This window comes from Streptomyces sp. NBC_00525 (assembly GCF_036346595.1).
Lineage (GTDB): Bacteria > Actinomycetota > Actinomycetes > Streptomycetales > Streptomycetaceae > Streptomyces.
In genome coordinates this window covers 4,655,072-4,676,452 of sequence record NZ_CP107834.1, presented here as the reverse complement: position 1 = coordinate 4,676,452, position 21,381 = coordinate 4,655,072, and the positions used below count along the sequence as shown (strand labels likewise).

Below are 21,381 nucleotides of genomic sequence, written 5' to 3'. Positions count from 1 at the left end.
CGTCAATGGTCCGTTCGGCGCTGGTCGATCAGGGTGTTGAGGAGCGCCGCGGCGGTCGCCGAGTCGTCCACGGTGACCTCGAAGTCCCGCCCGCCGGCCAGCCGGGCCACGATGCCCTCGCCGGAGCGGATCATGACTCCGGTGCGTCCGGGCCGGACGCGGTAGCCCCAGCCGCCGTAGTCGCCGAGCGGCTTCATCTCACGGCTGGCGGCCGACTCGATCCGGTCCAGCGGGACCCGGACGCGGGGCCAGGGGAGCAGGCCGGAGACGGTGATTCCGCGCCGGTCCACGGTCACGTGCGGTCGGGCGAAGGCGGCGATCAGCAGCCCGAGCACCAAGGCCGGCACGGCGATCGGCCAGCCCGAGGTGAACACCAGGAGGACTCCGGTCCCCAGGAGCAGGAGCGCGGCGAGCGGCAGCGGCCAGGACCCGGCGCTGCGGGCCCATCCGGCGACCTCCCCGGGGCGCAGCGCGATGCGCGGCCCCTCCCCCCGGCCCTGCGGCCCGTCGTCCCCGGACGCTTCCGGTACGGGCAGCAGCGCGGCCGCGAGGAGGCCGAGCCCGTAGGCGGCCACGCCCACTCCGAGGGCGGCGGCCAGATGCCACAGCGGGAACGTGACGTCCTGGCCCCGGCCCTGCGCGTCCTCGACGGCGTCCACGTTGATCAGCAGCAGGGCGGCCAGGAGGTAGCCGAGGAACCCGGCCATGGCGTAGATGAAGCCGAGGGTCGTCCGGTAGGACCGCCGGGTGAACGTGCCCAGCGCCACCATCAGCACCGCCAGCAGGCCGATGCCGAGCAGGACCAGCGTGGTGAGGACGACGTACGAGGTCTGGCCGGCGTAGTCGTCGGCCCGGCCGTTGCCCACGAAGTGGCTGGCCAGCTGCTCGGGCAGCCGGTCCCGGCAGGTGGCGAAAAGGATCAGGTCGACGGCGAGCGCGAGCAGGAACGGCAGCGCGGCGAGGGCCGCGCGACCGATGGATTTACGGTTCATCAAAACCTCCCTTGTTCGCATGCTAGTAGAACAATGAAGGTGACGGCAACGACGAAGCCGGCTGCGGCGGCGAAGTGCGGCACCGAACAGGGCGCCCGGGACGCTGTGCGCCGGGCGGGGCCCGGCACGGGTTCCGCCGGAGCGGTCAGGCGGTTTCGAGCGGGAACGCTCCCCGGTGGCCGGTGCCCGCGCCCTCCGTGGGCCTCGGCTCGAACTCCCGGCAGCTCCAGACCTCCTGGACGAAACCGGTCCGCCGGTCCCACAGTCCGAGCAGGTCCTGTTCCCCGGCCGCGTCCCGGTACGCCTCCTTGGCGCCCCGGAAGCAGGCGAGGCCGCCGGAGAGACCGCGGGCCCGCTCCGGAGCCGGGAAGTAGTCGGAGAACGCGCAGGCTATGCAGGTCCGCAGGTGGACTCCGGGCGGCAGCTCCCGCTGGATCGTGGCCAGCGCGGAGCCGAAGTCGCTCTCGGCGCGCTGCGACGCGAAGGCCGCCCCGCCGAACCGGAGTTCGAGGTAGAGGTACGGGTCGGGCCTGCGCAGCGACAGCAGGCAGCTGAGGGTCGCCTGGCGCTCCACCCCCTCCGCCAGGACGGGGAACGGCAGATCCCACTCCAGGACGCAGTCCCCCAGCACCCCGTCCGTCAGCGCGAACATCCCGCTCTCCGCCGGGCCCGCCGCCACCGGGCGCAGACCGTCGAAGCTGCCGCCCTCGAAGTCCACGCCCCTGACGCGGAGGCGGAGTTGCTGCCCGTCTGTGGTGAGGATGACGGCGTCGGAGCCCTGCCGGTCCCGGTACCACCCTGCCCACGACTCATCTGTCATGAGCAGGGACTGTAGCCCCTGCCTCCGACACCGGCCCTGCCGCCCTCAGTAGGTGCGGCGCGTGACGAACTCCGCGAGGGCCAGCAGGTCGCCCGCCGCCGAGAGGTCGGGGACCGCCCGCGAGAGGTGGTGCACGGCCCGCGCCATCCGGTCCGCCGCACAGCTCTGCGCCCAGTCCCGGCCGCCGGCCCGGTCCACGGCCTCCGCGGCCCGGCCGACCTCGGCGCGGGTGCTCATCGAGCCCCGGTACAGGCCGGCCAGCTCCGCAGCCGCCGGGCCACCCGCGGTGAGCGCGGCCACCACCGGCAGCGACTTCTTGTGGGCGCTGAGATCCGCGCCGACCGGCTTCCCGGTCCGCGCCTGGTCGCCCCAGATGCCGATCAGGTCGTCGATCAGCTGGAAGGCGAGCCCGGCCTCCCGGCCGAAGCCGTCCATCGCCCCCACGGCCCGCTCGTCGGCGCCGGCGTAGAGCGCGCCGAGCGCGCAGGCGCAGCCGAGCAGGGCGCCGGTCTTGGCCGTCGCCATGGTGAGGCACTCGTCGAGCGTGACCTGCTCGGGGTCGCGCTCCTCGAAGGCGCAGTCGGCCTGCTGGCCCGCGCACAGCTCGATGACACAGGTGGAGAGGCGGGCGGCGGCGAGCTGCGACACCGCTCCGCCGTCCTCCGCGAGCAGCCGCTGGGCGAGGGCCAGGATGGCGTCGCCCGCGATGACGGCGTCCGGGACGCCGAACACCGTCCAGGCGGTGGCCCGGTGGCGGCGGGTGTGGTCCTCGTCGATGACGTCGTCGTGGAGCAGGGTGAAGTTGTGGACCAGCTCCACGGCCACGGCGGCCCGTACGGCCTGTTCGGGGTCGCCGCCGAGGGCGCGGGCGGCCGCCAGGACGAGCGCCGGCCGGATCGCCTTGCCCGCGCCGCCCGAGGCCGGGCTGCCGTCGGCGTGCTCCCAGCCGAAGTGGTACATCGCGACCCGCCGGATCGAGCCGGGGAGGGAGGCGATCGCCGCCCGCAGATGCGGATCGACGAGGGTCCGGGTGTACTCCAGCAGGGCCGCGGCCTCATTGCCCTCGGTCGCGGCGTCTGTTCGGGTCATGGTCAATCGGTCACCCCTGTCGTTGCTGTGGTGGTGCGCCGGGGCCGGGGGCCCGGACCGCTGCCGGTCCGGGCCCCGTGGCTCACCGCCAGCGACTGACCTCGACGTTCTCCAGGACACCGAGGGCGTCCGGGACGAGGACCGCCGCGGAGTAGTAGGCCGTCACGAGGTAGGAGATGATCGCCTGCTCGTCGATGCCCATGAAGCGGACCGAGAGACTGGGCTCGATCTCGTCGGGGATGCCCGACTGCTGGAGGCCGACGACGCCCTGCTCGGACTCGCCGGTCCTCATGCAGATGATCGACGTGGTGCGGGCGTCGCTGACCGGGATCTTGTTGCACGGGAAGATCGGCACGCCGCGCCAGGTCGGGATGCGGTGGCCGCCGACGTCGATGCTCTCCGGCACCAGTCCGCGCTTGTTGCACTCGCGGCCGAAGGCGGCGATGGCGCGGGGGTGGGCGAGGAAGAGCTTGGAGCCGCGCCGCCGCGAGAGCAGTTCGTCCATGTCGTCGGGGCTGGGCGCCCCGTCGTGCGGCTGGAGGCGCTGGCCGTAGTCGCAGTTGTTGAGCAGGCCGAACTCGCGGTTGTTGATGAGCTCGTGCTCCTGGCGCTCGCGCAGCGCCTCGACCGTGAGCCGCAACTGCTGCTCGGTCTGGTTCATCGGCTGGTTGTACAGGTCCGCGACGCGGCTGTGCACCTTCAGGACGGTCTGGGCGACGCTCAGTTCGTACTCGCGGGGCGCGGCCTCGTAGTCCACGAAGGTGTGCGGGACGACGGCCTCGCCGACATGGCCGGCGGAGAGGTCGATCGCCGCCTCGCCGTACTTGTTGGTGCGCTGCTGCGGGAGGGCGAGCAGGCCGGTGAGGTGATTGTTGAGCGATTCGGCCCGCTCGGCGAGGTTGAGCACGTCCGCCCGCTGGAGCGTGAGCACGGTGCACGCGGTGACGGCGCGGGCCGTGTACTCCCAGACGGCGTCGCCCTCGATGAGGGACTGGTCGCCGAAGTAGGCACCGTCCGCGTGGACCCCGAGGACCGTCTCGTCGCCGTAGGGGCCGCTGCCGACCTTCTCGACCTTGCCGTGCGCCAGCAGGTAGACCCGGTCCGCCGGGTCGCCGGCCGCGGCCAGCACCTCTCCGGCGGGGATCTCGACCTGTTCGCACCTCCGGGCCAGTTCGGCGAGTACTTCCTCGTCCTCGAAGTCCCTCAGCGCCGGGAGCTCGCCCAGCTCGGCGGGGATGACCGCGACCCGGTCGCCGGTCTGCACGAACGTGACGCGGCCGTCGCCGACCGCGTAGCTCAGCCGGCGGTTCACCCGGTACGTACCGCCCTGCACCTGGACCCACGGCAGCATCTTCAGCAGCCACCGGGAGGTGATCTCCTGCATCTGCGGAGCGGACTTGGTGGTCGTCGCGAGGTTCCGCGCGGCCGCCGTACCGAGACTCTGCTGCGGCGGCACCTGCGTGTTCTGAACCTCTTCACCAACGGACATCTTTCGCCCTCTCGATCTATCGGCTGACCTGCGGGAAGAACACTTGCAGCACGAGGGCGGGGCGCGCCATTACACAAAAGAGTGTGATTAATCGGCCGTTAGGGTGGGCATCGCGTCGCGCGATGCCCCGTCGACGGCACTCTGATGGCCAGTAACTTGTATGCGTAATGCCAATTCACCTAGCCTGGTGCCCATGCGGCTCACCAGGTTCACCGACGTGGCCCTGCGCGTGCTCATGCGCCTCGCCGTCGTGAAGCACGAGGACCCGCCGACCACCCGCGAGGTGGCGGCCACCATGCAGGTGCCGTACTCGCACGCCGCGAAGGTCGTCGCCCGCCTCCAGCACCTCGGCCTGATCGAGGCCCGGCGGGGCCGGGGCGGCGGCCTCACGCTCACCGAGGCCGGCCGGTCCGCGTCGGTCGGTGCCCTGGTCCGCGAGCTGGAGGAGCCCGAGGAGCCCGGCGACGTCGTCGACTGCGAGGGCTCGACACCGTGTCCGCTGCGCTCGGCCTGCCAGTTGCGCATGGCCCTGCGCCAGGCCCAGGACGCGTTCTACGCCTCGCTGGACCCGCTCACCGTCACGCAGCTGACCGCCGGGCCGACCGGCCCCCTCCTCATCAGCCTCAGCAGTCGCCGCCCGTCCGGAAACTGACCCCCGCCGTCGGGGGCCGCCGGGCCTGCTCCTACACTGCTCTTAAATGCGCATCTGAGATGCCAATTCAACCTCCGAGGAGTCACCGATGCTCTCCGAGTCGTCGACCGCCACCGTTCGTGCCACCCTGCCCGCCGTAGGCGCGGCCATCGGGGACATCGCCGATCTCTTCTACCGCAAGCTGTTCACCGCCCACCCGGAGCTGCTGCGCGACCTGTTCAACCGCGGCAACCAGGCGTCCGGCGCGCAGCGCCAGGCCCTGGCCGGTTCCATCGCCGCCTTCGCCACGCACCTGGTCGAGCAGCCCGAGACCCGCCCGGACGTGATGCTCAGCCGCATCGCCCACAAGCACGCCTCGCTCGGCATCACCCCCGCCCAGTACGACGTCGTCCACACCCACCTGTTCGCCGCGATAGCCGAGGTCCTCGGCGACGCGGTGACCCCCGAGGTCGCCGCCGCCTGGGACGAGGTCTACTGGCTGATGGCCAACGCCCTGATCGCCATCGAGGAGCGGCTGTACGCGGAGCAGGGCGTCGTCGCGGGTGACGTCTGGCGCGAGTGGGAGGTCGTCTCGCGCTCCGAGGAGACCGACGACGTCGCCCGGTTCCGCATCCGCCCGGCCGACGGCTCCCCGGCTCCCGCCTTCCGCCCCGGCCAGTACGTCTCCGTGCAGGTCGAGCTGGCGGACGGCGCCCACCAGATACGCCAGTACAGCCTCTCCAGCGCCCCCGGCTCGCCGCTCCGCTCCATCACGGTCAAGCGGGTCCACGGCAACGACGCGCCGGACGGCGAGGTCTCCCGCCACCTGCACGCCCAGGTCCGCGCCGGTGACCGCATCCGGGTCTCCGCCCCGTACGGCGACCTCGTGCTGAAGTCCGACGACGCCCCGCTGCTGCTCGCCTCCGCGGGCATCGGCTGCACCCCGATCCTGTCGATGCTGGAGCACCTCGCCGTCTCCGGGCACCGCGCACCGGTCACCGTCGTGCACGGCGACCGCTCCCCCGCCGACCACGCGCTGCGCACCGACCACATCGCGCTGACCGCCAAGCTCCCCGACGCGGCCGCCCACTTCTGGTACGAGGACCCCGAGGACGGCCACCCCACCGACCGCACCGGGCTCGTCGACCTGAGCGATGTCGTCATCCCCTCCGGCACCCACGCCTACCTCTGCGGCCCGCTGCCCTTCATGCGCGCGGTGCGCACCCAGTTGCTCGCCAAGGGCGTCCCGGCCTCCGACATCCACTACGAGGTGTTCGGCCCCGACCTGTGGCTGGCCTCCTGAACCGACCCCGCGCGCCGAGGTGACCGGATCGGCTCGCACAGCATCCGAACAGGGCCCCGCTGTCGCTCCGCGACAGGTCGGGGCCCTCGCGGCCGGGTAGGGCTCCACCAGGACACCCTCCCCCCACGCACCGTAAGGAGTCGGCCATGTCCTCACCCATGTCCGCGAGCGCGTTCCTCGCCGCCCTCAAGAAGGAAGGGCTCACCGTCGTCGAGGTGGACGACTGGCGCAGCCACAATCGCGACCACAAGGGCCCCTGGGGCCCCGTCAACGGTGTGATGATCCACCACTCGGTCACCCGCGGCACCGGCGCCACCGTACGGGTCTGCCGCGACGGCCACCCCGATCTGCCGGGGCCCCTGTGCCACGGCGTCATCGCCAAGGACGGCCGGGTCCATCTGGTGGGCTACGGGCGCACCAACCACGCGGGCATGGGCGACGACGACGTGCTGCGCGCGGTGATCGCCGAGAAGAAGCGCCTCCCCCACGACAACGAGGCCAACACCGACGGGAACCGGCACTTCTACGGCTTCGAGTGCGAGAACCTCGGCGACGGCGAGGACCCCTGGCCCGACGAGCAGCTCGAAGCCGTCGAGCGGGTGTCGGCGGCCATCTGCCGGCACCACGGCTGGACCGCCCGGTCCGTCATCGGGCACCGCGAGTGGCAGCCCGGCAAGGTGGACCCGCGCGGCTTCTCGATGGACGACCTGCGGTCCCGAGTCCACGACCGCCTCAAGTGAGACCCGGCGGGCGCCGCCGCCCACAGCCGCCGCCCACAATGGGGGCATGTCCGCCCCGCCTCCCGAGCCGCCCGGCCTCGCCCGGCTGCGTCCGGCGCTCCCGTCGCCCGTGCGGCCCGCCGACGACGAGCGCTTCGCCCGGCACGGCGTCACGCTGCTGCTCAAGCGCGACGATCTGATCCACCCGGACCTGCCGGGCAACAAGTGGCGCAAACTCGCGCCCAATCTGGGGGCCGCCGCCGGGCGCCCGGTGCTGACCTTCGGCGGCGCGTACTCCAACCATCTGCGGGCCACCGCCGCGGCGGGCCGGCTCCTCGGATTCGGCACCATCGGTGTCGTACGGGGTGACGAGCTGGCGCACCGCCCCCTCAACCCCTCGCTCGCCCGGTGCGCGGCGGACGGCATGCGGCTGCACTTCGTGGACCGGGCGACGTACCGCGCCAAGACCGACCCGGCGGTTCTGGCCGGGCTGCTCGACGTGTACGGCGACTGCGCGGTCGTCCCGGAGGGCGGCAGCAACGCCCTCGCGGCCCGCGGCTGCGCCGCGCTCGGGCGGGAGCTGCGGGGCGCGGCCGACGTGGTGGCGGTGGCCTGCGGGACCGGCGGCACACTGGCCGGGCTGGCCGCGGGGCTGGCGCCGGGGCAGCGCGCCCTCGGCGTCCCGGTGCTGCGCGGCGGCTTCCTGGGCGAGGCGGTACGGGAGCTCCAGCGGGAGGCGTTCGGCGGTCCGGCGGGCGACTGGTGGCTGGACGAGCGGTTCCACTTCGGCGGCTACGCCCGTACGACACCGGCCCTGCATGCCTTCGCACAGGACTTCGAGGACCGCCACGGGCTACCCGTGGAGCGACTGTATGTGGCCAAAATGCTGTACGCGCTCACCGAGCTGGTGGCGGAGGGCGCCTTCCCCGCCGGCAGCACCGTCGCGGCCGTGATCACCGGCCGCCCCGACGAGGCGGCCGGCGTCTAGCCCGACTCCTCGCGATAGGCCGCCGCCTCCTCCAGGTCCAGGCGGCGCAGCAGGGTCCGCATCATCTCGTCGTCGATCCTGCGCTCGTCCCGCAGCCGTACGAAGACCTCGCGCTCGGCCTCGATCATCTCGCCGGCCAGCCGCCGGTAGGTGTCGTCGGCCGACTCGCCGGTGACCGGGTCGGCCGCACCGAGCCGCTCCCACACCGCGTTGCGGCGGCGTTCGAGCACGGTGCGCAGCCGGTCGGCCAGCGGCTGGGGCAGCCGGTTGCGCTCGTCGGCGAGGAGGTCGTCCAGCCGGGCCTCGGCGGCCGCCGACGCCTCGCTCTGGGCCTGCGCCTCGGCCAGGGTCTCGGCCTGCCGGTCACGGCCGGGCAGCCGCAGCACCCGTACCAGGACCGGCAGCGTCAGCCCCTGCACCACCAGCGTGCCGATGACGGTGGTGAACGTCAGGAACAGGACGAGGTTGCGGGCCGGGAACGCGGCTCCGTCGGCCGTGACGAGCGGGATGGAGAAGGCGACGGCGAGCGAGACGACGCCGCGCATCCCGGCCCAGCCGACGATGAGCGGCGAGGTCCGGTCCATGCCCGGCTCCCGTTCCCTGACGCGCCGCGAGAGCCACCGGGGCAGATAGGTCGCCGGGTAGACCCAGACGAACCGGACCACGACGACGGCGAGGAAGACCAGCACCGCGTACCCGAAGGCGTCCGCCACCGAGGAGGCGCCGAGCCCCTTGAGGACGAAGGGCAGCTGGAGGCCGATCAGGGCGAACACCGCGGACTCCAGGACGAAGGCGACCATCTTCCAGACGGCGGCCTCCTGGAGCCGGGTGGCGAAGTCCACCTGCCAGGAGCGGTGGCCCAGGTACAGCGCGACGACGACCACGGCGAGCACCCCCGAGGCGTGCACCCGCTCGGCCGCCGCGTACGCCACGAAGGGGATCAGGAGCGACAGCGTGTTCTGGAGCAGTGCCTCCTTGAGATGGGTGCGCAGCCAGTGCAGCGGGACCATCAGCAGCAGGCCGACCCCGACCCCGCCGACCGCGGCCAGCAGGAATTCGGTGATCCCCGCGCCCCAGCTCACGCCCTCGCCCACGGCGGCGGCCAGCGCCACCTTGAACGCGGTGATCGCGGTGGCGTCGTTCACCAGGGACTCGCCCTGCAGGATCGTCGTGACGCGCGCGGGCAGGCCCACCCGGCGGGCGATCGCGGCGGCGGTGACCGCGTCCGGCGGGGCGATCACGGCGCCCAGCACCAGCGCGGCGGTCAGCGGCAGACCGGGCACCAGCAGGTGGGCCAGCCATCCGACCACGACGGTGGCGAACAGCACGTAGCCCACCGACAGCAGGGCCACCGGCCGCAGGTTGGCCCGCAGATCGAGGTAGGAGCTGTCCACGGCGGCGGTGTGGAGCAGGGGCGGCAGCAGCAGCGGGAGCACGATGTGCGCGTCCAGGGTGTACGTCGGCACCCCCGGCACGTACGAGGCGATCAGGCCCGCGGCCACCAGCAGCAGGGGTGCCGGGACCGGGGTGCGGCGGGCCAGACCGGCCGTCGCGGCACTGCCCGCGACCAGCGCCACCAGGGGCAATGCGTCCATCCCGCGATCCTCGCATCCGTCGTAACCTGGCCGTATGAGTGTGTGCCCGCATGTCCCGGACCTGCCGCGCCCCGAACCCGAGCCGCTCGGTGCCACCTGCCCCGAGTGCCTGGCGGCCGGCACCCACCCGGTGCAGTTGCGGATGTGTCTGAGCTGCGGCCACGTCGGCTGCTGCGACTCGTCGCCGGGACGGCACGCGACCGGCCACTTCGAGCAGACCGGCCACCCGGTGATGCGGAGCTTCGAGCCCGGCGAGAAGTGGCGATGGTGCTTTGTCGACGGTTCGATCGTCTGAGGTCCGGGTACGTCAAACCGGCGTCGGGTGTTCGCAATTGGGCGACGCAGACCTCTAGCCACTGTGCGTACTCGTGGATCTACCATGAGTGACGTCCACGGGGAGGGGTTCCTGCGACACGGCATCATGGATCGCGATAGCGTCGCCGGACTGGAACCGAAGACGTACCGCATGGCTCCGGGCGTTCTTCCCGGAACCTCGAATGAGTTTGTGCCACCTTGGAGGTGAGGGTGTCCCAGATCGCAGGCGAGCCCGGCAATCAGGACTTCGTGGAGGTCCGGCTGCCCGCTGCGGGTGCCTACCTGTCGGTGCTGCGCACGGCCACGGCCGGTCTCGCAGCACGTTTGGACTTCACTCTCGACGAGATCGAGGACCTTCGCATCGCGGTGGACGAGGCGTGCGCGATCCTGCTCCAGCAGGCCGTGCCGGGCTCCGTCCTCAGCTGCGTGTTCCGTCTCATCGACGATTCACTCGAGGTGACGGTCGCGGCCCCCACCACGGACGGCCGCGCCCCGGAGCGCGACACCTTCGCCTGGACGGTGCTCTCCGCACTGGCCGGGAAGGTCGACTCCTCGGTCGCCGACGACCGTACGGTCAGCATCAGCCTGTACAAACAGCGCGGCGCGGGACCAGGGCCGGCGTGAGCGACGGAAACGGGGACGGTCCTGTGCGGGACGAGACGATCCGACCAGGGGTGGTGCGCGCGGCGGGCATCCCGGACCAGCAGGCACTGCCTCATCCGGTGGACGGGGACGACCTGCCCCGTGCGGTGGGCGGGGTGGACGTGCCGGCCGGCACTACGGTCGCGGTGGAGCAGTCGCAGGCGGAGCGGGCAGGCCAGATGAGCGAGCACGGGCACCACGATCCGAACGACCGCAGCGGTGCGCGGGCGTTGTTCGTCGAGCTGCGCGCGCTGCCCGACGGCTCGCCGGAGCGGGCCGAGCTGCGCAACCGGCTGGTGCGGATGCATCTGCCGCTGGTGGAGCACCTGGCCCGGCGCTTCCGCAACCGCGGGGAGCCGCTGGACGACCTGACCCAGGTCGCCACCATCGGGCTGATCAAGTCCGTCGACCGGTTCGACCCGGAGCGGGGCGTCGAGTTCTCGACGTACGCGACGCCCACGGTCGTCGGGGAGATCAAGCGCCACTTCCGCGACAAGGGCTGGGCGGTGCGGGTGCCGCGCCGCCTCCAGGAGCTGCGGCTCTCGCTGACCTCGGCGACCGCCGAGCTGTCCCAGCTGCACGGCCGCTCGCCCACCGTGCACGAGCTGGCGGAGCGGCTGGGGATCTCCGAGGAGGAGGTCCTGGAGGGGCTGGAGTCGGCCAACGCGTACAGCACGCTCTCGCTGGACGTGCCGGACACGGACGACGAGTCGCCGGCCGTGGCGGACACCCTGGGCTCCGAGGACGAGGCGCTGGAGGGCGTCGAGTACCGGGAGTCGCTGAAGCCGCTCCTGGAGGATCTGCCGCCGCGGGAGAAGCGCATCCTGCTGCTGCGGTTCTTCGGCAACATGACCCAGTCGCAGATCGCGCAGGAGGTCGGCATCTCGCAGATGCACGTCTCGCGGCTGCTGGCCCGCACGCTGGCGCAGCTGCGCGAGCGGCTGCTGGTCGAGGAGTAGGGCGCGGCCCTGTCGTACGTACGCGAAGGAGGCCGCCGGGGACGTCCCCGGCGGCCTCCTTCGCGCAGCGGGCCCGGTCAGTCCGTCTCGGGCGCCGAGCCCGGCCTGCGGATGCCCAGGGCCTCGACGGTGGCCGGCCGGGCCAGCTGGTAGAGCGCGGTCAGCGCGAGCGCCGCGAGCACGATGCCGGCCGGGATGAGCAGGTCGTGGGAGCGCAGCAGGGTCCAGGCCACCGGCAGCGCGATGATCTGCGTGATGAGCGCGGGGCCCCGGCTCCAGCTGCGCCGCAGCAGCAGTCCGCGCGCGGCGAAGACCGGGATCAGGCCGAGGGCGATCACGGTCAGACCGCCCATCTCCGCCTGCTGGGGGCTGTCGGGGCGGCCCAGCAGCCCCATCACCAGCATGTAGATCCCGCCGGCGACGAGGGCGGCGCCCTCCAGGGCGTTAACCCCGGCCACCAGCGTGATCCTGACGGGCTTCGCCGGGTCCGCCGAGGGGGCCGGGGAGGGCGCGTTCTGCTGAGTACTCACCCTTGCAGGTTGGCATCCCGGCGCCCGGAAGGGAAAGCCGGGGTCGGCGCGCCGCCGCCCCGCTCCCGAGCCGTCACCGAGCGTGAGGGTGTGCGGGAAGGACTTCAGGGCGGTACCCCGTGGTAGGTAGGCTGGCGGTCATGCGCGCACTTCTCGTGGTCAACCCGGCAGCCACCACCACCAGTGCGCGGACCCGTGATGTGCTGATCCACGCGCTGGCCAGCGAGATGAAGCTGGAGGCCGTGTCCACGGAGTACCGGGGACACGCCCGCGATCTGGGCCGGCGGGCCGCCGACAGCGACGACATCGATCTGGTGGTGGCGCTCGGCGGCGACGGCACGGTCAACGAGGTGGTCAACGGCCTGCTGCACCGGGGCCCGGACCTCGACCGGCTGCCGAGGCTGGCCGTGGTGCCCGGCGGCTCCACCAATGTGTTCGCGCGCGCCCTGGGGCTCCCGAACGACGCGGTGGAGGCGACCGGCGCCATTCTGGACGCCCTGGCGAACCGGACCGAACGCACGGTGGGCCTGGGCCTGGCGGGCGGTACGCCGGGCACGGAGGACGAATCCGTGCCGGAGCGCTGGTTCACCTTCTGCGCCGGCCTCGGTTTCGACGCGGGAGTGATCGGCCGGGTCGAACAGCAGCGGGAACGCGGCAAGCGTTCGACGCACGCGCTCTACGTCCGGCAGGTCGTCCGGCAATTCCTGGACGAGCCGCACCGCAGGCAGGGCGTCATAACGCTCGACGTGCCCGGCGAGGAACCGGTCACCGATCTCGCGCTTTCCATAATCTGCAACACGGCCCCCTGGACGTACCTGGGGAACCGGCCGATCTACGCGGCCCCGAAGGCGTCCTTCGACACCGCTCTCGACGTGCTTGGCCTGCGGAAACTCTCCACTCCCGCAGTCAGCCGCTACGCCACCCAGCTGCTCACGTCGAGCCCCGAGAAGGGCCCTCGCGGCAAGCACGCGGTATCCCGGCACGACCTGACGGACTTCACCTTGCATTCCAAGGTGCCACTGCCCTTCCAGATGGACGGTGACCACCTCGGAGTGCGTACGAGTGTGACGTTCACAGGCGTACGCCGTGCACTGCGTGTGATTGTGTGAGTGGAAGGGACCAAAGTCCTTTAACTCGAACGTTTGGACTGGCTTCCACCCTCTAGAAGTACGGCTGTGACCTAGCCGACACCGAGGAATCAAAAAAAACTTTCCAGAAGGGGTTGTATCCGTCGCCGAGGTTTGCGAATCTCTACATGGCGATCGGGACGGCCCGCAACAACGGCCTCCACTGAGAGCCAGAACCCCTCCTCACTTCACAGGACCACAACCAGTCCTTCTGGTCGTCGGCCCTACACCTGCGGGGGGATTCGTGAAAGCGTTCACATTCACAAGCCACAGTACGTAATACCAAGGAGAGGTAGCAGCCATGGACTGGCGTCACAACGCCGTTTGTCGTGAGGAAGACCCGGAGCTGTTCTTCCCCATCGGCAACACCGGTCCTGCGCTGCTGCAGATCGAGGAAGCCAAGGCCGTCTGCCGTCGCTGCCCCGTCATGGAGCAGTGCCTGCAGTGGGCGCTCGAGTCCGGCCAGGACTCCGGCGTCTGGGGTGGCCTCAGCGAGGACGAGCGCCGCGCAATGAAGCGCCGCGCCGCTCGCAACCGGGCGCGCAACGCCAGCGCCTGACCGACGCCACCGCTACGAACCTCAGCCCGGTGGTGCGTATGCCTGACGGCATTACTCCGTAGACAGCGCGTACGCCCCACCCCGCCCCCCGAGTCGCAGCGCGCAGTACCCCCGAAGCGCACGCTTGACCAGAGAGCCCGGACCGTCACCGACGGTCCGGGCTCTCTGCCGTGTGCGGCGGGCCGCTACTTCTCATTGCGGACCGGGATGTCGAGGACGACCTGCGTACCGCGCTCCGGCGCCGGGACCATGCCGAACGAGCCGCCCAGCTCGCCCTCGACCAGCGTGCGGACGATCTGGAGGCCGAGGTTGCCGGCCTGCTGCGGGTCGAATCCCTCGGGCAGTCCGCAGCCGTCGTCCTGGACGGTGATCAGCAGCCGTCCCTCGGTGGGTGAGCCGCCCCGTACGGCGGAGACCTCCACCGTGCCCGACTCGGCGACGGAGAAGGCGTGTTCCAGGGCGTTCTGCAGCACCTCGGTGAGGACCATCGCCAGCGGGGTGGCCACCTCGGCGTCGAGCACCCCGAAGCGTCCGGTGCGGCGGCAGGTGACCTTGCCCGGCGAGATCTCGGCGACCATCGCGAGGACCCGGTCCGCGATCTCGTCGAACTCCACCCGTTCGTCCAGGTTCTGGGACAGCGTCTCATGGACGATGGCGATCGAACCGACGCGCCGGACCGCCTCGTTGAGCGCCTCGCGGCCCTGCGGCGAGTCCATCCGGCGGGCCTGGAGCCGCAACAGGGCGGCGACCGTCTGGAGGTTGTTCTTCACCCGGTGGTGGATCTCCCGGATGGTGGCGTCCTTGGTGATCAACTCGCGCTCGCGGCGGCGCAGTTCGGTCACGTCCCGGAGGAGGACCAGGGAGCCGATGCGGACGCCCTTCGGCTTGAGCGGGATCGCGCGGAGCTGGATCACCCCGCCCGAGCACTCCACCTCGAACTCACGGGGCGCGTAACCGCTGGCCAGTTTGACCAGGGCCTCGTCCACCGGCCCCCGGGACGGGGCGAGTTCGGCGGTGATCTGGCCCAGGTGCTGGCCGACCAGATCGGAGGCGAGGCCGAGGCGGTGGTAGGCGGAGAGGCCGTTGGGGCTGGCGTAGTGCACCACGCCGTCGGCGTCCAGCCGGATCAGGCCGTCACCGACGCGCGGCGACGCGTCCATGTCCACCTGCTGGCCGGGGAAGGGGAAGGCCCCGGCGGCGATCATCTGCGCCAGGTCGGACGCGGACTGGAGGTAGGTCAGCTCCAGCCGCGAAGGGGTGCGGACGGTGAGCAGGTTGGTGTTGCGCGCGATGACGCCGAGCACCCGGCCCTCCCGGCGCACCGGGATCGACTCGACCCGTACCGGGACCTCCTCGCGCCACTCGGGGTCCCCCTCGCGCACGATGCGGCCCTCGTCCAGGGCGGCGTCGAGCAGCGGGCGCCGGCCGCGCGGCACCAGATGCCCGACCATGTCGTCCTGGTAGGAGGTGGGGCCGGTGTTGGGCCGCATCTGGGCGACGGACACGTACCGGGTGCCGTCGCGGGTGGGGACCCACAGCACCAGGTCGGCGAAGGAGAGGTCGGAGAGCAGCTGCCACTCCGAAACCAGCAGATGGAGCCACTCGAGGTCGGTGTCGCTCAGGGCGGTGTGCTGGCGTACGAGGTCGTTCATGGAGGGCACGTGTGCGAGCGTACCCGTGGACGCGTACCGTTCCGAACCGAAAACCCTGCCCGTACGTGCAGGGAAGAAGGGCCCGCATTGCCGTGTCCTGCGGATGGACAGGGGCTATTGGTCTAGTCCACAATGATGACTGTACGAACCTCCGCTCTCCCCGCACAGGAGAGCGGACCGAGGTGCCGCGCCTTCTGCCCTGACTGCGCCGGCGCCTCCCCCCGGCCGGGGGCACCGCACACCGCCGGCCGAGCCGGCCGCCCGCGAGGGCGGCCCTACTCCGGGCTGCGGTGCTGGTCGGGCTGAGGGTCCCGGCCCGGCGCCGCGGCCCGCGGGTTTTTCCGCGGGCCGTCCTCTTTGACGCAGCCCCCTCAGCGGGTCTCGGTGACCTTCGCGAGCGCGCGCGGCGCGTCCGGGTCCTGGCCGCGCGCGATCGTCACCTCGTACGCCAGCATCTGGAGCGGCAGGATCTCCAGGACCGGCTGGACCTCCTCGGCCACGCCCGCGGTCGGCAGCACGAAGCCCGCGCTGGCCGCCGCCACCTGCGCCTCGGGGCCGACGACGAACAGGTCGGCGCCCCGGCCGCGCAGTCGGTCCAGCACGGGCTGCAGGGCCTCGCCGCCCCGGCCGTCGGTCACCACGGCGATCACCGGCGAGATGTTGTCGACCATGGCGAGCGGGCCGTGCAGCAGGTCGGCCCCCGAGTAGGAGAGTGCCGGGATGTAGCTGGTCTCCATGAGCTTGAGGGCGGCCTCCTTGGCCGTGGGGTAGCCGTAGCCGCGCGAGGTGATCACCATGCGCTCGGCGAAGCGGTACCGGGAGGCCAGGGCCCGTACCTCGTCCTTGCGTGCGAGCACCTCCTCGGCGCGCTCGGGCAGGACCGCGGCCGCCGCCCCGTCGCCGCCGCGCAGCCCCTCGACGAACAGATACAGCGCGAGCAGGGAGGCGGTGTACGTCTTGGTGGCCGGCAGGGCCTTCTCGGGACCGGCCAGGATGTCGATGTGGTACTCGGAGACCGCCGCGAGCGGCGAGTCCGGGTTGTTGGTCACGGCCAGGGTCACCGCACCGGCCTCCCGCGCGGCCGTGGTGGACGCCACCAGGTCCGGGGAGCCGCCGGACTGGCTGACCGTGATCACCAGGACGTCGCGCAGGTCCGGCCGGGCGCCGTAGGCCGTGGTGGTGGACATCGAGGCGAGGCCGCAGGGCAGCCCCATCGTGATCTCCAGCAGGTACTTGGCGTAGAGCGCCGCGTTGTCGGAGGTGCCGCGGGCGGTGAGCAGGACGAAGCGCGGGTTGCGGGCCGCGATCCGCTCGGCGGTCCGGCGGATGGCCGGGGCGCCGCGTTCCAGGATGCGGCGGAGCATCGCGGGCTGCTCGGCCATCTCGCCGGACATGATGCGGCCGGGCCGCTCGCGGTCGTCGGCCGGGTGCGTGGCGGACATGTCTGGTGCCTCCCGGTGGTCGCGATGGATCGGCCCAGTCGAGCACGGGGCGCGCGGGGGCCGCCAGCGGACGGGGTCCGGAGGGATTGCGGGCGGGGTCCGCAGGGCGCGGTCCAGGGGCCGGGACGGCCGTGTCCGGGCGGCCCGAGTCTGCTAGATTAGGAACTTGATTGGTCTATACCACAGACGTCACTCTTCGATCGGATCGGCAGGCCCCGCGTGGAAGTTGTCATCGTCCCGGACGCCAAGGCAGGCGGCGAACTGATCGCGGGGGCCATCGGCGCCCTGCTGAGCCGCAAGCCCGACGCCCTGCTCGGCGTTGCCACCGGCTCTACCCCGCTGCCCATCTACCAGGCCCTCGCGGACAAGGTCCGCTCCGGGGCCGTGGACGCCTCGCGCGCCCGCATCTGCCAGCTCGACGAGTACGTGGGGCTGCCGGCGGGCCACCCCGAGTCGTACCGCTCCGTGGTGCTGCGCGAGGTCGTCGAACCGCTCGGCCTGTCCGAGGACGCGTTCATGGGCCCCGACGGCTCCGCCGAGGACGTCCAGGCGGCCTGCGAGGCGTACGACAAGGCGCTCGCCGCGGCCGGCGGGGTGGACCTCCAGCTGCTCGGCATCGGCACCGACGGGCACATCGGCTTCAACGAGCCGTGCTCCTCGCTCGCCTCCCGCACCCGGATCAAGACGCTCACCGAGCAGACCCGGATCGACAACGCGCGCTTCTTCGACAACGACATCGAGCAGGTGCCGCACCACGTCATCACCCAGGGCATCGGCACCATCCTGGAGGCCCGCCACCCGATCCTGCTCGCCACCGGCGAGGGCAAGGCGGACGCGGTGGCGGCGACGGTGGAGGGTCCGGTCGCCTCGGTCGTGCCCGCCTCCGCGCTCCAGCTGCACCCGCACGCGACGGTGGTGGTCGACGAGGCCGCCGCGTCGAAGCTGAAGCTGGCGGACTACTTCCGCGCGACCTGGGCCGCGAAGCCGGCCTGGCAGGGGCTGTAGGCTCCCCCGCCGCCCGCGCACTCCGCGCATACGAAAGGGCCGGGACACCGTGAAGGTGTCCCGGCCCTTTCGTATGCGGTGTTACGCGGTACCCGCGATGATCTCCGCGGCCGCCTGGCCGCAGACGCGGGCGGCGCCGTGCGTCGCGATGTACAGGGCACCCCGCGGCTCGGCCTGGGGCACGCCCATCTCGACCACGACGGTGTCCGGGCGCGCCGCCAGCAGCGCGTCCAGGGCCTCGCCCATCCACGGGTGACGGTGGGCGTCACGGACGACGGCGACGATGCGCCGCTCCCCCGCCGCCGCCAGCGCGGCCGCGGCCGGGGCCTCGGACTCGCTGTCGTACGTGTCGGTCCCGGTGCCCGGGACCAGGCGCTCCAGCTCGGCCGCGAGGCCCCACGGGGTCTCGTCGCCGACCGCGATGTTGGCGACCGGGGTGAAGGCGGCCACGTACGCCGGGCCGGTGAGCGGTTCCGGCGTGCCGGTCACCTTCACCGCGCGGCGGGCGGCCACCAGGCCGATGTCCGAGGCGACGCCGGTGCTCCGTGCGGTGCCGGGCGCGGTCCCCTCCTGCACTTCCGCGCCCGGCTCCCGGCCGGCCCCCCTGGCCTCCCGCGCCCAGGACGCGAGGGCCCGTACCCGTGCGGCGGCGTCGGCGAGCCGCTCCTCGGGAAGTTCACCGGAGCGCACCGCGGCGACCAGCGCGTCGCGCAGCCGGATCACGGTGTCCTCGTCGTCGAGCCCGCCGCCGACGCAGAGCGCGTCGGCCCCGGCCGCGATGGCGAGGACGGAACCGTGCTCGATCCCGTACGTCGAGGCGATGGCCTGCATCTCCACGGCGTCGGTCACGATGAGCCCCTCGTACCCCATGTCCCGGCGCAGCAGCCCGGTGAGGATCTGGGGGCTGAGCGTCGCCGGGCGGTCCGGGTCGAGCGCGGGCAGCAGGATGTGCGCGCTCATCACCGACTTGGAGCCGGCCGCGATGGCCGCCCGGAAGGGCACCAGTTCCCGTGCGTGCAGGGTCTCCAGGTCCACGTCGATGCGCGGCATCGCGTGGTGCGAGTCGACCGCGGTGTCGCCGTGGCCGGGGAAGTGCTTGGTGCAGGCGGCCACGCCGGCGGCCTGGAGGCCCTCGATGTAGGCGGCGGTGTGCCGGGCGACCAGCTCCGGTTCGGCGCCGAAGGAGCGGACGCCGATGACCGGGTTGCCGGGGTTGGAGTTGACGTCCGCGGACGGGGCCCAGTTGAGGTTGACCCCGCACTCGGCGAGCCGGCGGCCCAGCTCGTGGGCGACGGCGCGGGTCAGGTCCGCGTCGTCGACCGTGCCGAGCGCCAGGTTGCCGGGGAAGGAGGAGCCCTGGCGGACCTCCAGGCGGGTGACGTCGCCGCTCTCCTCGTCGATGGCGACGAGCACGTCGTCCCGCTCGGCCCTGAGCCGGGCGGTGAGCGCGGCGATCTGCTCGGGCGTCTCGACGTTCCGGCCGAACAGGGCGACGGAGGAGAGTCCTTCGCCGACCCGGCGCAGCAGCCAATCCGGTGCCGTGGTGCCGGTGAAGCCGGGCTGCAGGACGGCGAGAGCGTCGCGGGTGACGGTGTCCGTGGTGGATACGAGGGTGGTCATGGGGCGGCGTTATCCCTTCACGGCACCGGAGGTGAGACCCGCGGCCATCTTCTTCTGCACGAACATGAAGAAGATGACGACCGGAAGGGCGATCATGGTCGACGCCGCCATCAGGGCACCGTAGTCCGTACCGCGCTCACTGGTGAACGTCATCAGCCACACGTTGAGCGTGTACTTGGAGTTGTCGTTGATCAGGATGTAGGCGAAGAGGTACTCGTTCCACGCGTTCACGAGCGCGAAGATCGAGGCGGCGGCGAGGCCGGGCGCCAGCAGCGGGAGGATCACGCGGCGGAAGGCGCCGAAGCGGGTGCAGCCGTCCACCATGGCGGACTCCTCCAGCTCCACCGGGATGTTCACCACGAAGCCGCGGATCATGATCGTCGCGAACGGCAGGGTGGAGACCAGGTAGACGACGATCAGGCTCCAGTACTCGTCGATGCCACCCATGGCGTTGAGCAGGGTGTAGATCGGGATGAGCATCGCCGTCGGCGGCAGCATCTGGACCAGGATGAGGATGAGGACCAGGGACTTGCGGCCGAAGAAGCGGAACCGGCCGATGGCCAGGGCCGCCAGGGTGGCGATGATCATGCCGCCGGCGACGGCGACGATCGTGACGATGAGGCTGGACTGGATCGCGGTGTAGAAGTTCGGCTGCTCGGTGGCCTTGACGAAGTTGTCGAAGGTGAACGAGGAGGGCCACAGCGTCTGGTCGTACGAGCGGATCTCACGGCTGGGCCGCAGGGCGCTGATGACCAGCCAGTAGACCGGGAAGACCATGAAGGCCGCGATGACGAGGCCGAGGATGTTGAGCCCGAAGCGGGATTTCTTGCGGTCCGGACGCAGGACCTGTGGTGTGTCGGTCGTGGTGCTCATTCGACCTCTCCCGTCTTCATGAGCTGGCGCAGGTAGTACACGGCCACCACGGACAGCATGATCACCGTGATCAGGGCGATCGCGGTGCCCTGGCTGAAGGAGGTGGACTCGAAGGCCTTCGAGTAGGAGTAGAGGCCGAGGGTCTCGTACTCGGGCTCGGGCTTGTTGCCGCGCAGCAGCCAGATCTGACCGAAGACGTTGAAGTCCCAGATCACCGACAGCGTGGCGACCATGCTGAACACCGGCTTGATGACCGGCCAGGTCACGTAGCGGAAGATGCCGAAGCTGGTCGCGCCGTCGAGGGAGGCGGCCTCCTCCAGTTCCTGGGGGACCTGGGTGAGGGCGGCGTACAGGGTGACGACGACGAAGGGGATGGCACCCCAGACCACCAGCAGGGTGATGATCGCGAAGCCCTGGATCGGGTTTACGTACCAGTTGTGGCCGAGCCAGTCCTCGCCGACGACCTTCGCGATGAGGGTGTTGATGAGGCCGTAGTCGGAGTCGGCCATGAACCGGAAGATGGAGGCGGCGACCATCAGCGGCATCGCCCAGGCGGCGATGAGGCAGAAGGTCAGGACGAGCCGCACCCAGTTGGACAGCCGGCGCATCAGCAGGGAGATCAGCAGACCGATGCCCATGGTGAGCGTCACACAGACGGCCATGAAGACGATGGTGCGGAAGGTCACCCACCAGAACTCGGAGTCACCGAGGATGTTGGTGAACTGGTCGAAGCCGACCCAGGGTGCGGGATCTCCGGTCCACAGCTCGCGCCGGCCCAGGTCCTGGAAGGACATGACTACGGTCTTGCCGAGTGGGTAGAGATAGACGGCGGCGATCGCCACGATCGCCGGGAGAATCAGCAGATAGGGCAGCAGTTCGCCCTTCTTCCGCTTCCTCTTCTGCTTGAGGGGGCCGTTGCCGCCCTGCTCGGACAGCGGGCCCCCGTCCGCCTTCGGATCACGTGGTACAGGGACCGGTGGCCCGGCGGCCTTGGTATCGGCGGCAGTCACGTGGCTGACCTTCCAATCGCG

At 71.6% G+C, this 21,381-nt stretch carries 21 protein-coding genes; 10 read left to right on the top strand and 11 right to left on the bottom strand.

The window, feature by feature from the left end:
• Positions 1-2: 2 nt before the first annotated feature.
• The 4 genes from OG710_RS20965 to OG710_RS20950 all read right to left on the bottom strand — a co-directional run bounded on the left by OG710_RS20965 (position 3) and on the right by OG710_RS20950 (position 4,390).
• Positions 3-992, bottom strand: coding sequence for a DUF1648 domain-containing protein (locus OG710_RS20965; protein ID WP_330240691.1), 990 nt, complete (start codon positions 990-992; stop codon positions 3-5).
• 145 nt (positions 993-1,137) lie between these two features.
• Positions 1,138-1,812 (bottom strand): DUF6304 family protein, encoded by a 675-nt coding sequence (locus tag OG710_RS20960; protein WP_330240690.1) that lies wholly within the window; start codon positions 1,810-1,812, stop codon positions 1,138-1,140.
• Positions 1,813-1,857: 45 nt separating this feature from the next.
• Entirely contained in the window at positions 1,858-2,901 is a 1,044-nt protein-coding gene (locus OG710_RS20955; protein ID WP_330240689.1) for a family 2 encapsulin nanocompartment cargo protein polyprenyl transferase, read from the bottom strand.
• 82 nt (positions 2,902-2,983) lie between these two features.
• Positions 2,984-4,390, bottom strand: a complete 1,407-nt coding sequence (locus OG710_RS20950; RefSeq protein ID WP_111338103.1) for a family 2B encapsulin nanocompartment shell protein — start codon at positions 4,388-4,390, stop codon at positions 2,984-2,986.
• A gap of 193 nt (positions 4,391-4,583) precedes the next feature.
• Here OG710_RS20950 and OG710_RS20945 point away from each other — a divergent pair, with 193 nt between their 5' ends.
• The 4 genes from OG710_RS20945 to OG710_RS20930 all read left to right on the top strand — a co-directional run bounded on the left by OG710_RS20945 (position 4,584) and on the right by OG710_RS20930 (position 8,031).
• Positions 4,584-5,042, top strand: a complete 459-nt coding sequence (locus tag OG710_RS20945; RefSeq protein ID WP_330240688.1) for an RrF2 family transcriptional regulator — start codon at positions 4,584-4,586, stop codon at positions 5,040-5,042.
• An 88-nt stretch (positions 5,043-5,130) separates the two neighbouring features.
• Positions 5,131-6,324 carry a globin domain-containing protein gene (locus OG710_RS20940; protein ID WP_330240687.1) on the top strand — a complete coding sequence of 398 codons (1,194 nt, stop codon included), beginning with the start codon at positions 5,131-5,133 and terminating at the stop codon, positions 6,322-6,324.
• A gap of 146 nt (positions 6,325-6,470) precedes the next feature.
• Positions 6,471-7,064 (top strand): N-acetylmuramoyl-L-alanine amidase, encoded by a 594-nt coding sequence (locus tag OG710_RS20935; RefSeq protein ID WP_330240686.1) that lies wholly within the window; start codon positions 6,471-6,473, stop codon positions 7,062-7,064.
• 46 nt (positions 7,065-7,110) lie between these two features.
• Complete coding sequence (locus tag OG710_RS20930) at positions 7,111-8,031, top strand: 1-aminocyclopropane-1-carboxylate deaminase/D-cysteine desulfhydrase (protein WP_330240685.1); 921 nt, start codon at positions 7,111-7,113, stop codon at positions 8,029-8,031.
• On the opposite strand, the gene OG710_RS20925 is transcribed toward OG710_RS20930, so the two are convergent.
• A complete protein-coding gene (locus tag OG710_RS20925; RefSeq protein ID WP_330240684.1) occupies positions 8,028-9,626 on the bottom strand; it encodes a Na+/H+ antiporter in 1,599 nt (532 codons plus the stop codon). The genes OG710_RS20930 and OG710_RS20925 overlap by 4 nt on opposite strands.
• Positions 9,627-9,660: 34 nt before the next feature.
• Between OG710_RS20925 and OG710_RS20920 the strand changes: the two genes are divergently transcribed.
• The 3 genes from OG710_RS20920 (at position 9,661) to OG710_RS20910 (ending at position 11,542) form a co-directional block, all read left to right on the top strand.
• Positions 9,661-9,921, top strand: a complete 261-nt coding sequence (locus tag OG710_RS20920) for a UBP-type zinc finger domain-containing protein (RefSeq protein WP_111338096.1) — start codon at positions 9,661-9,663, stop codon at positions 9,919-9,921.
• Positions 9,922-10,151: 230 nt separating this feature from the next.
• Positions 10,152-10,565, top strand: a complete 414-nt coding sequence (locus OG710_RS20915) for an anti-sigma regulatory factor (protein ID WP_018105584.1) — start codon at positions 10,152-10,154, stop codon at positions 10,563-10,565.
• Positions 10,562-11,542 (top strand): RNA polymerase sigma factor SigF, encoded by a 981-nt coding sequence (locus OG710_RS20910; RefSeq protein ID WP_443064281.1) that lies wholly within the window; start codon positions 10,562-10,564, stop codon positions 11,540-11,542. Before OG710_RS20915 ends, OG710_RS20910 begins: the two co-directional genes overlap by 4 nt.
• 77 nt (positions 11,543-11,619) lie before the next feature.
• On the opposite strand, the gene OG710_RS20905 is transcribed toward OG710_RS20910, so the two are convergent.
• The gene (locus OG710_RS20905; protein WP_443064280.1) at positions 11,620-12,072 is read right to left on the bottom strand and encodes a hypothetical protein; all 453 of its coding nucleotides are present in this window, start codon (positions 12,070-12,072) and stop codon (positions 11,620-11,622) included.
• A 140-nt stretch (positions 12,073-12,212) separates the two neighbouring features.
• On the opposite strand from OG710_RS20905, the gene OG710_RS20900 reads away from it, so the two are divergent.
• Both OG710_RS20900 and OG710_RS20895 read left to right on the top strand, forming a co-directional pair.
• A complete protein-coding gene (locus OG710_RS20900) occupies positions 12,213-13,181 on the top strand; it encodes a diacylglycerol/lipid kinase family protein (RefSeq protein WP_330240683.1) in 969 nt (322 codons plus the stop codon).
• 319 nt (positions 13,182-13,500) lie between these two features.
• Complete coding sequence (locus OG710_RS20895) at positions 13,501-13,758, top strand: WhiB family transcriptional regulator (RefSeq protein ID WP_003953983.1); 258 nt, start codon at positions 13,501-13,503, stop codon at positions 13,756-13,758.
• 185 nt (positions 13,759-13,943) lie between these two features.
• On the opposite strand, the gene OG710_RS20890 is transcribed toward OG710_RS20895, so the two are convergent.
• Together OG710_RS20890 and OG710_RS20885 are read right to left on the bottom strand one after the other, a co-directional pair.
• Positions 13,944-15,410, bottom strand: coding sequence for a sensor histidine kinase (locus OG710_RS20890; protein WP_330242303.1), 1,467 nt, complete (start codon positions 15,408-15,410; stop codon positions 13,944-13,946).
• A 371-nt stretch (positions 15,411-15,781) separates the two neighbouring features.
• Positions 15,782-16,852: an SIS domain-containing protein gene (locus OG710_RS20885; RefSeq protein ID WP_330240682.1), complete on the bottom strand. Its 1,071-nt coding sequence runs from the start codon at positions 16,850-16,852 to the stop codon at positions 15,782-15,784.
• A 219-nt stretch (positions 16,853-17,071) separates the two neighbouring features.
• Between OG710_RS20885 and nagB the strand changes: the two genes are divergently transcribed.
• Positions 17,072-17,857 (top strand): glucosamine-6-phosphate deaminase, encoded by a 786-nt coding sequence (gene nagB / locus OG710_RS20880; RefSeq protein WP_330240681.1) that lies wholly within the window; start codon positions 17,072-17,074, stop codon positions 17,855-17,857.
• A gap of 81 nt (positions 17,858-17,938) precedes the next feature.
• Here the strand turns inward: nagB and OG710_RS20875 are convergent, their stop codons facing one another.
• Genes OG710_RS20875 through OG710_RS20865 form a run of 3 tightly spaced genes read right to left on the bottom strand, consistent with a single transcriptional unit; the run spans position 17,939 to position 21,360 of the window.
• A complete protein-coding gene (locus OG710_RS20875) occupies positions 17,939-19,477 on the bottom strand; it encodes a glycoside hydrolase family 3 protein (RefSeq protein ID WP_330240680.1) in 1,539 nt (512 codons plus the stop codon).
• Between the two features lie 9 nt (positions 19,478-19,486).
• Positions 19,487-20,350, bottom strand: coding sequence for a carbohydrate ABC transporter permease (locus OG710_RS20870; RefSeq protein WP_330240679.1), 864 nt, complete (start codon positions 20,348-20,350; stop codon positions 19,487-19,489).
• On the bottom strand, positions 20,347-21,360 hold the full coding sequence (locus OG710_RS20865) for a carbohydrate ABC transporter permease (RefSeq protein ID WP_330240678.1): 1,014 nt from the start codon (positions 21,358-21,360) through the stop codon (positions 20,347-20,349). Before OG710_RS20865 ends, OG710_RS20870 begins: the two co-directional genes overlap by 4 nt.
• Between the last annotated feature and the right edge of the window lie 21 nt (positions 21,361-21,381).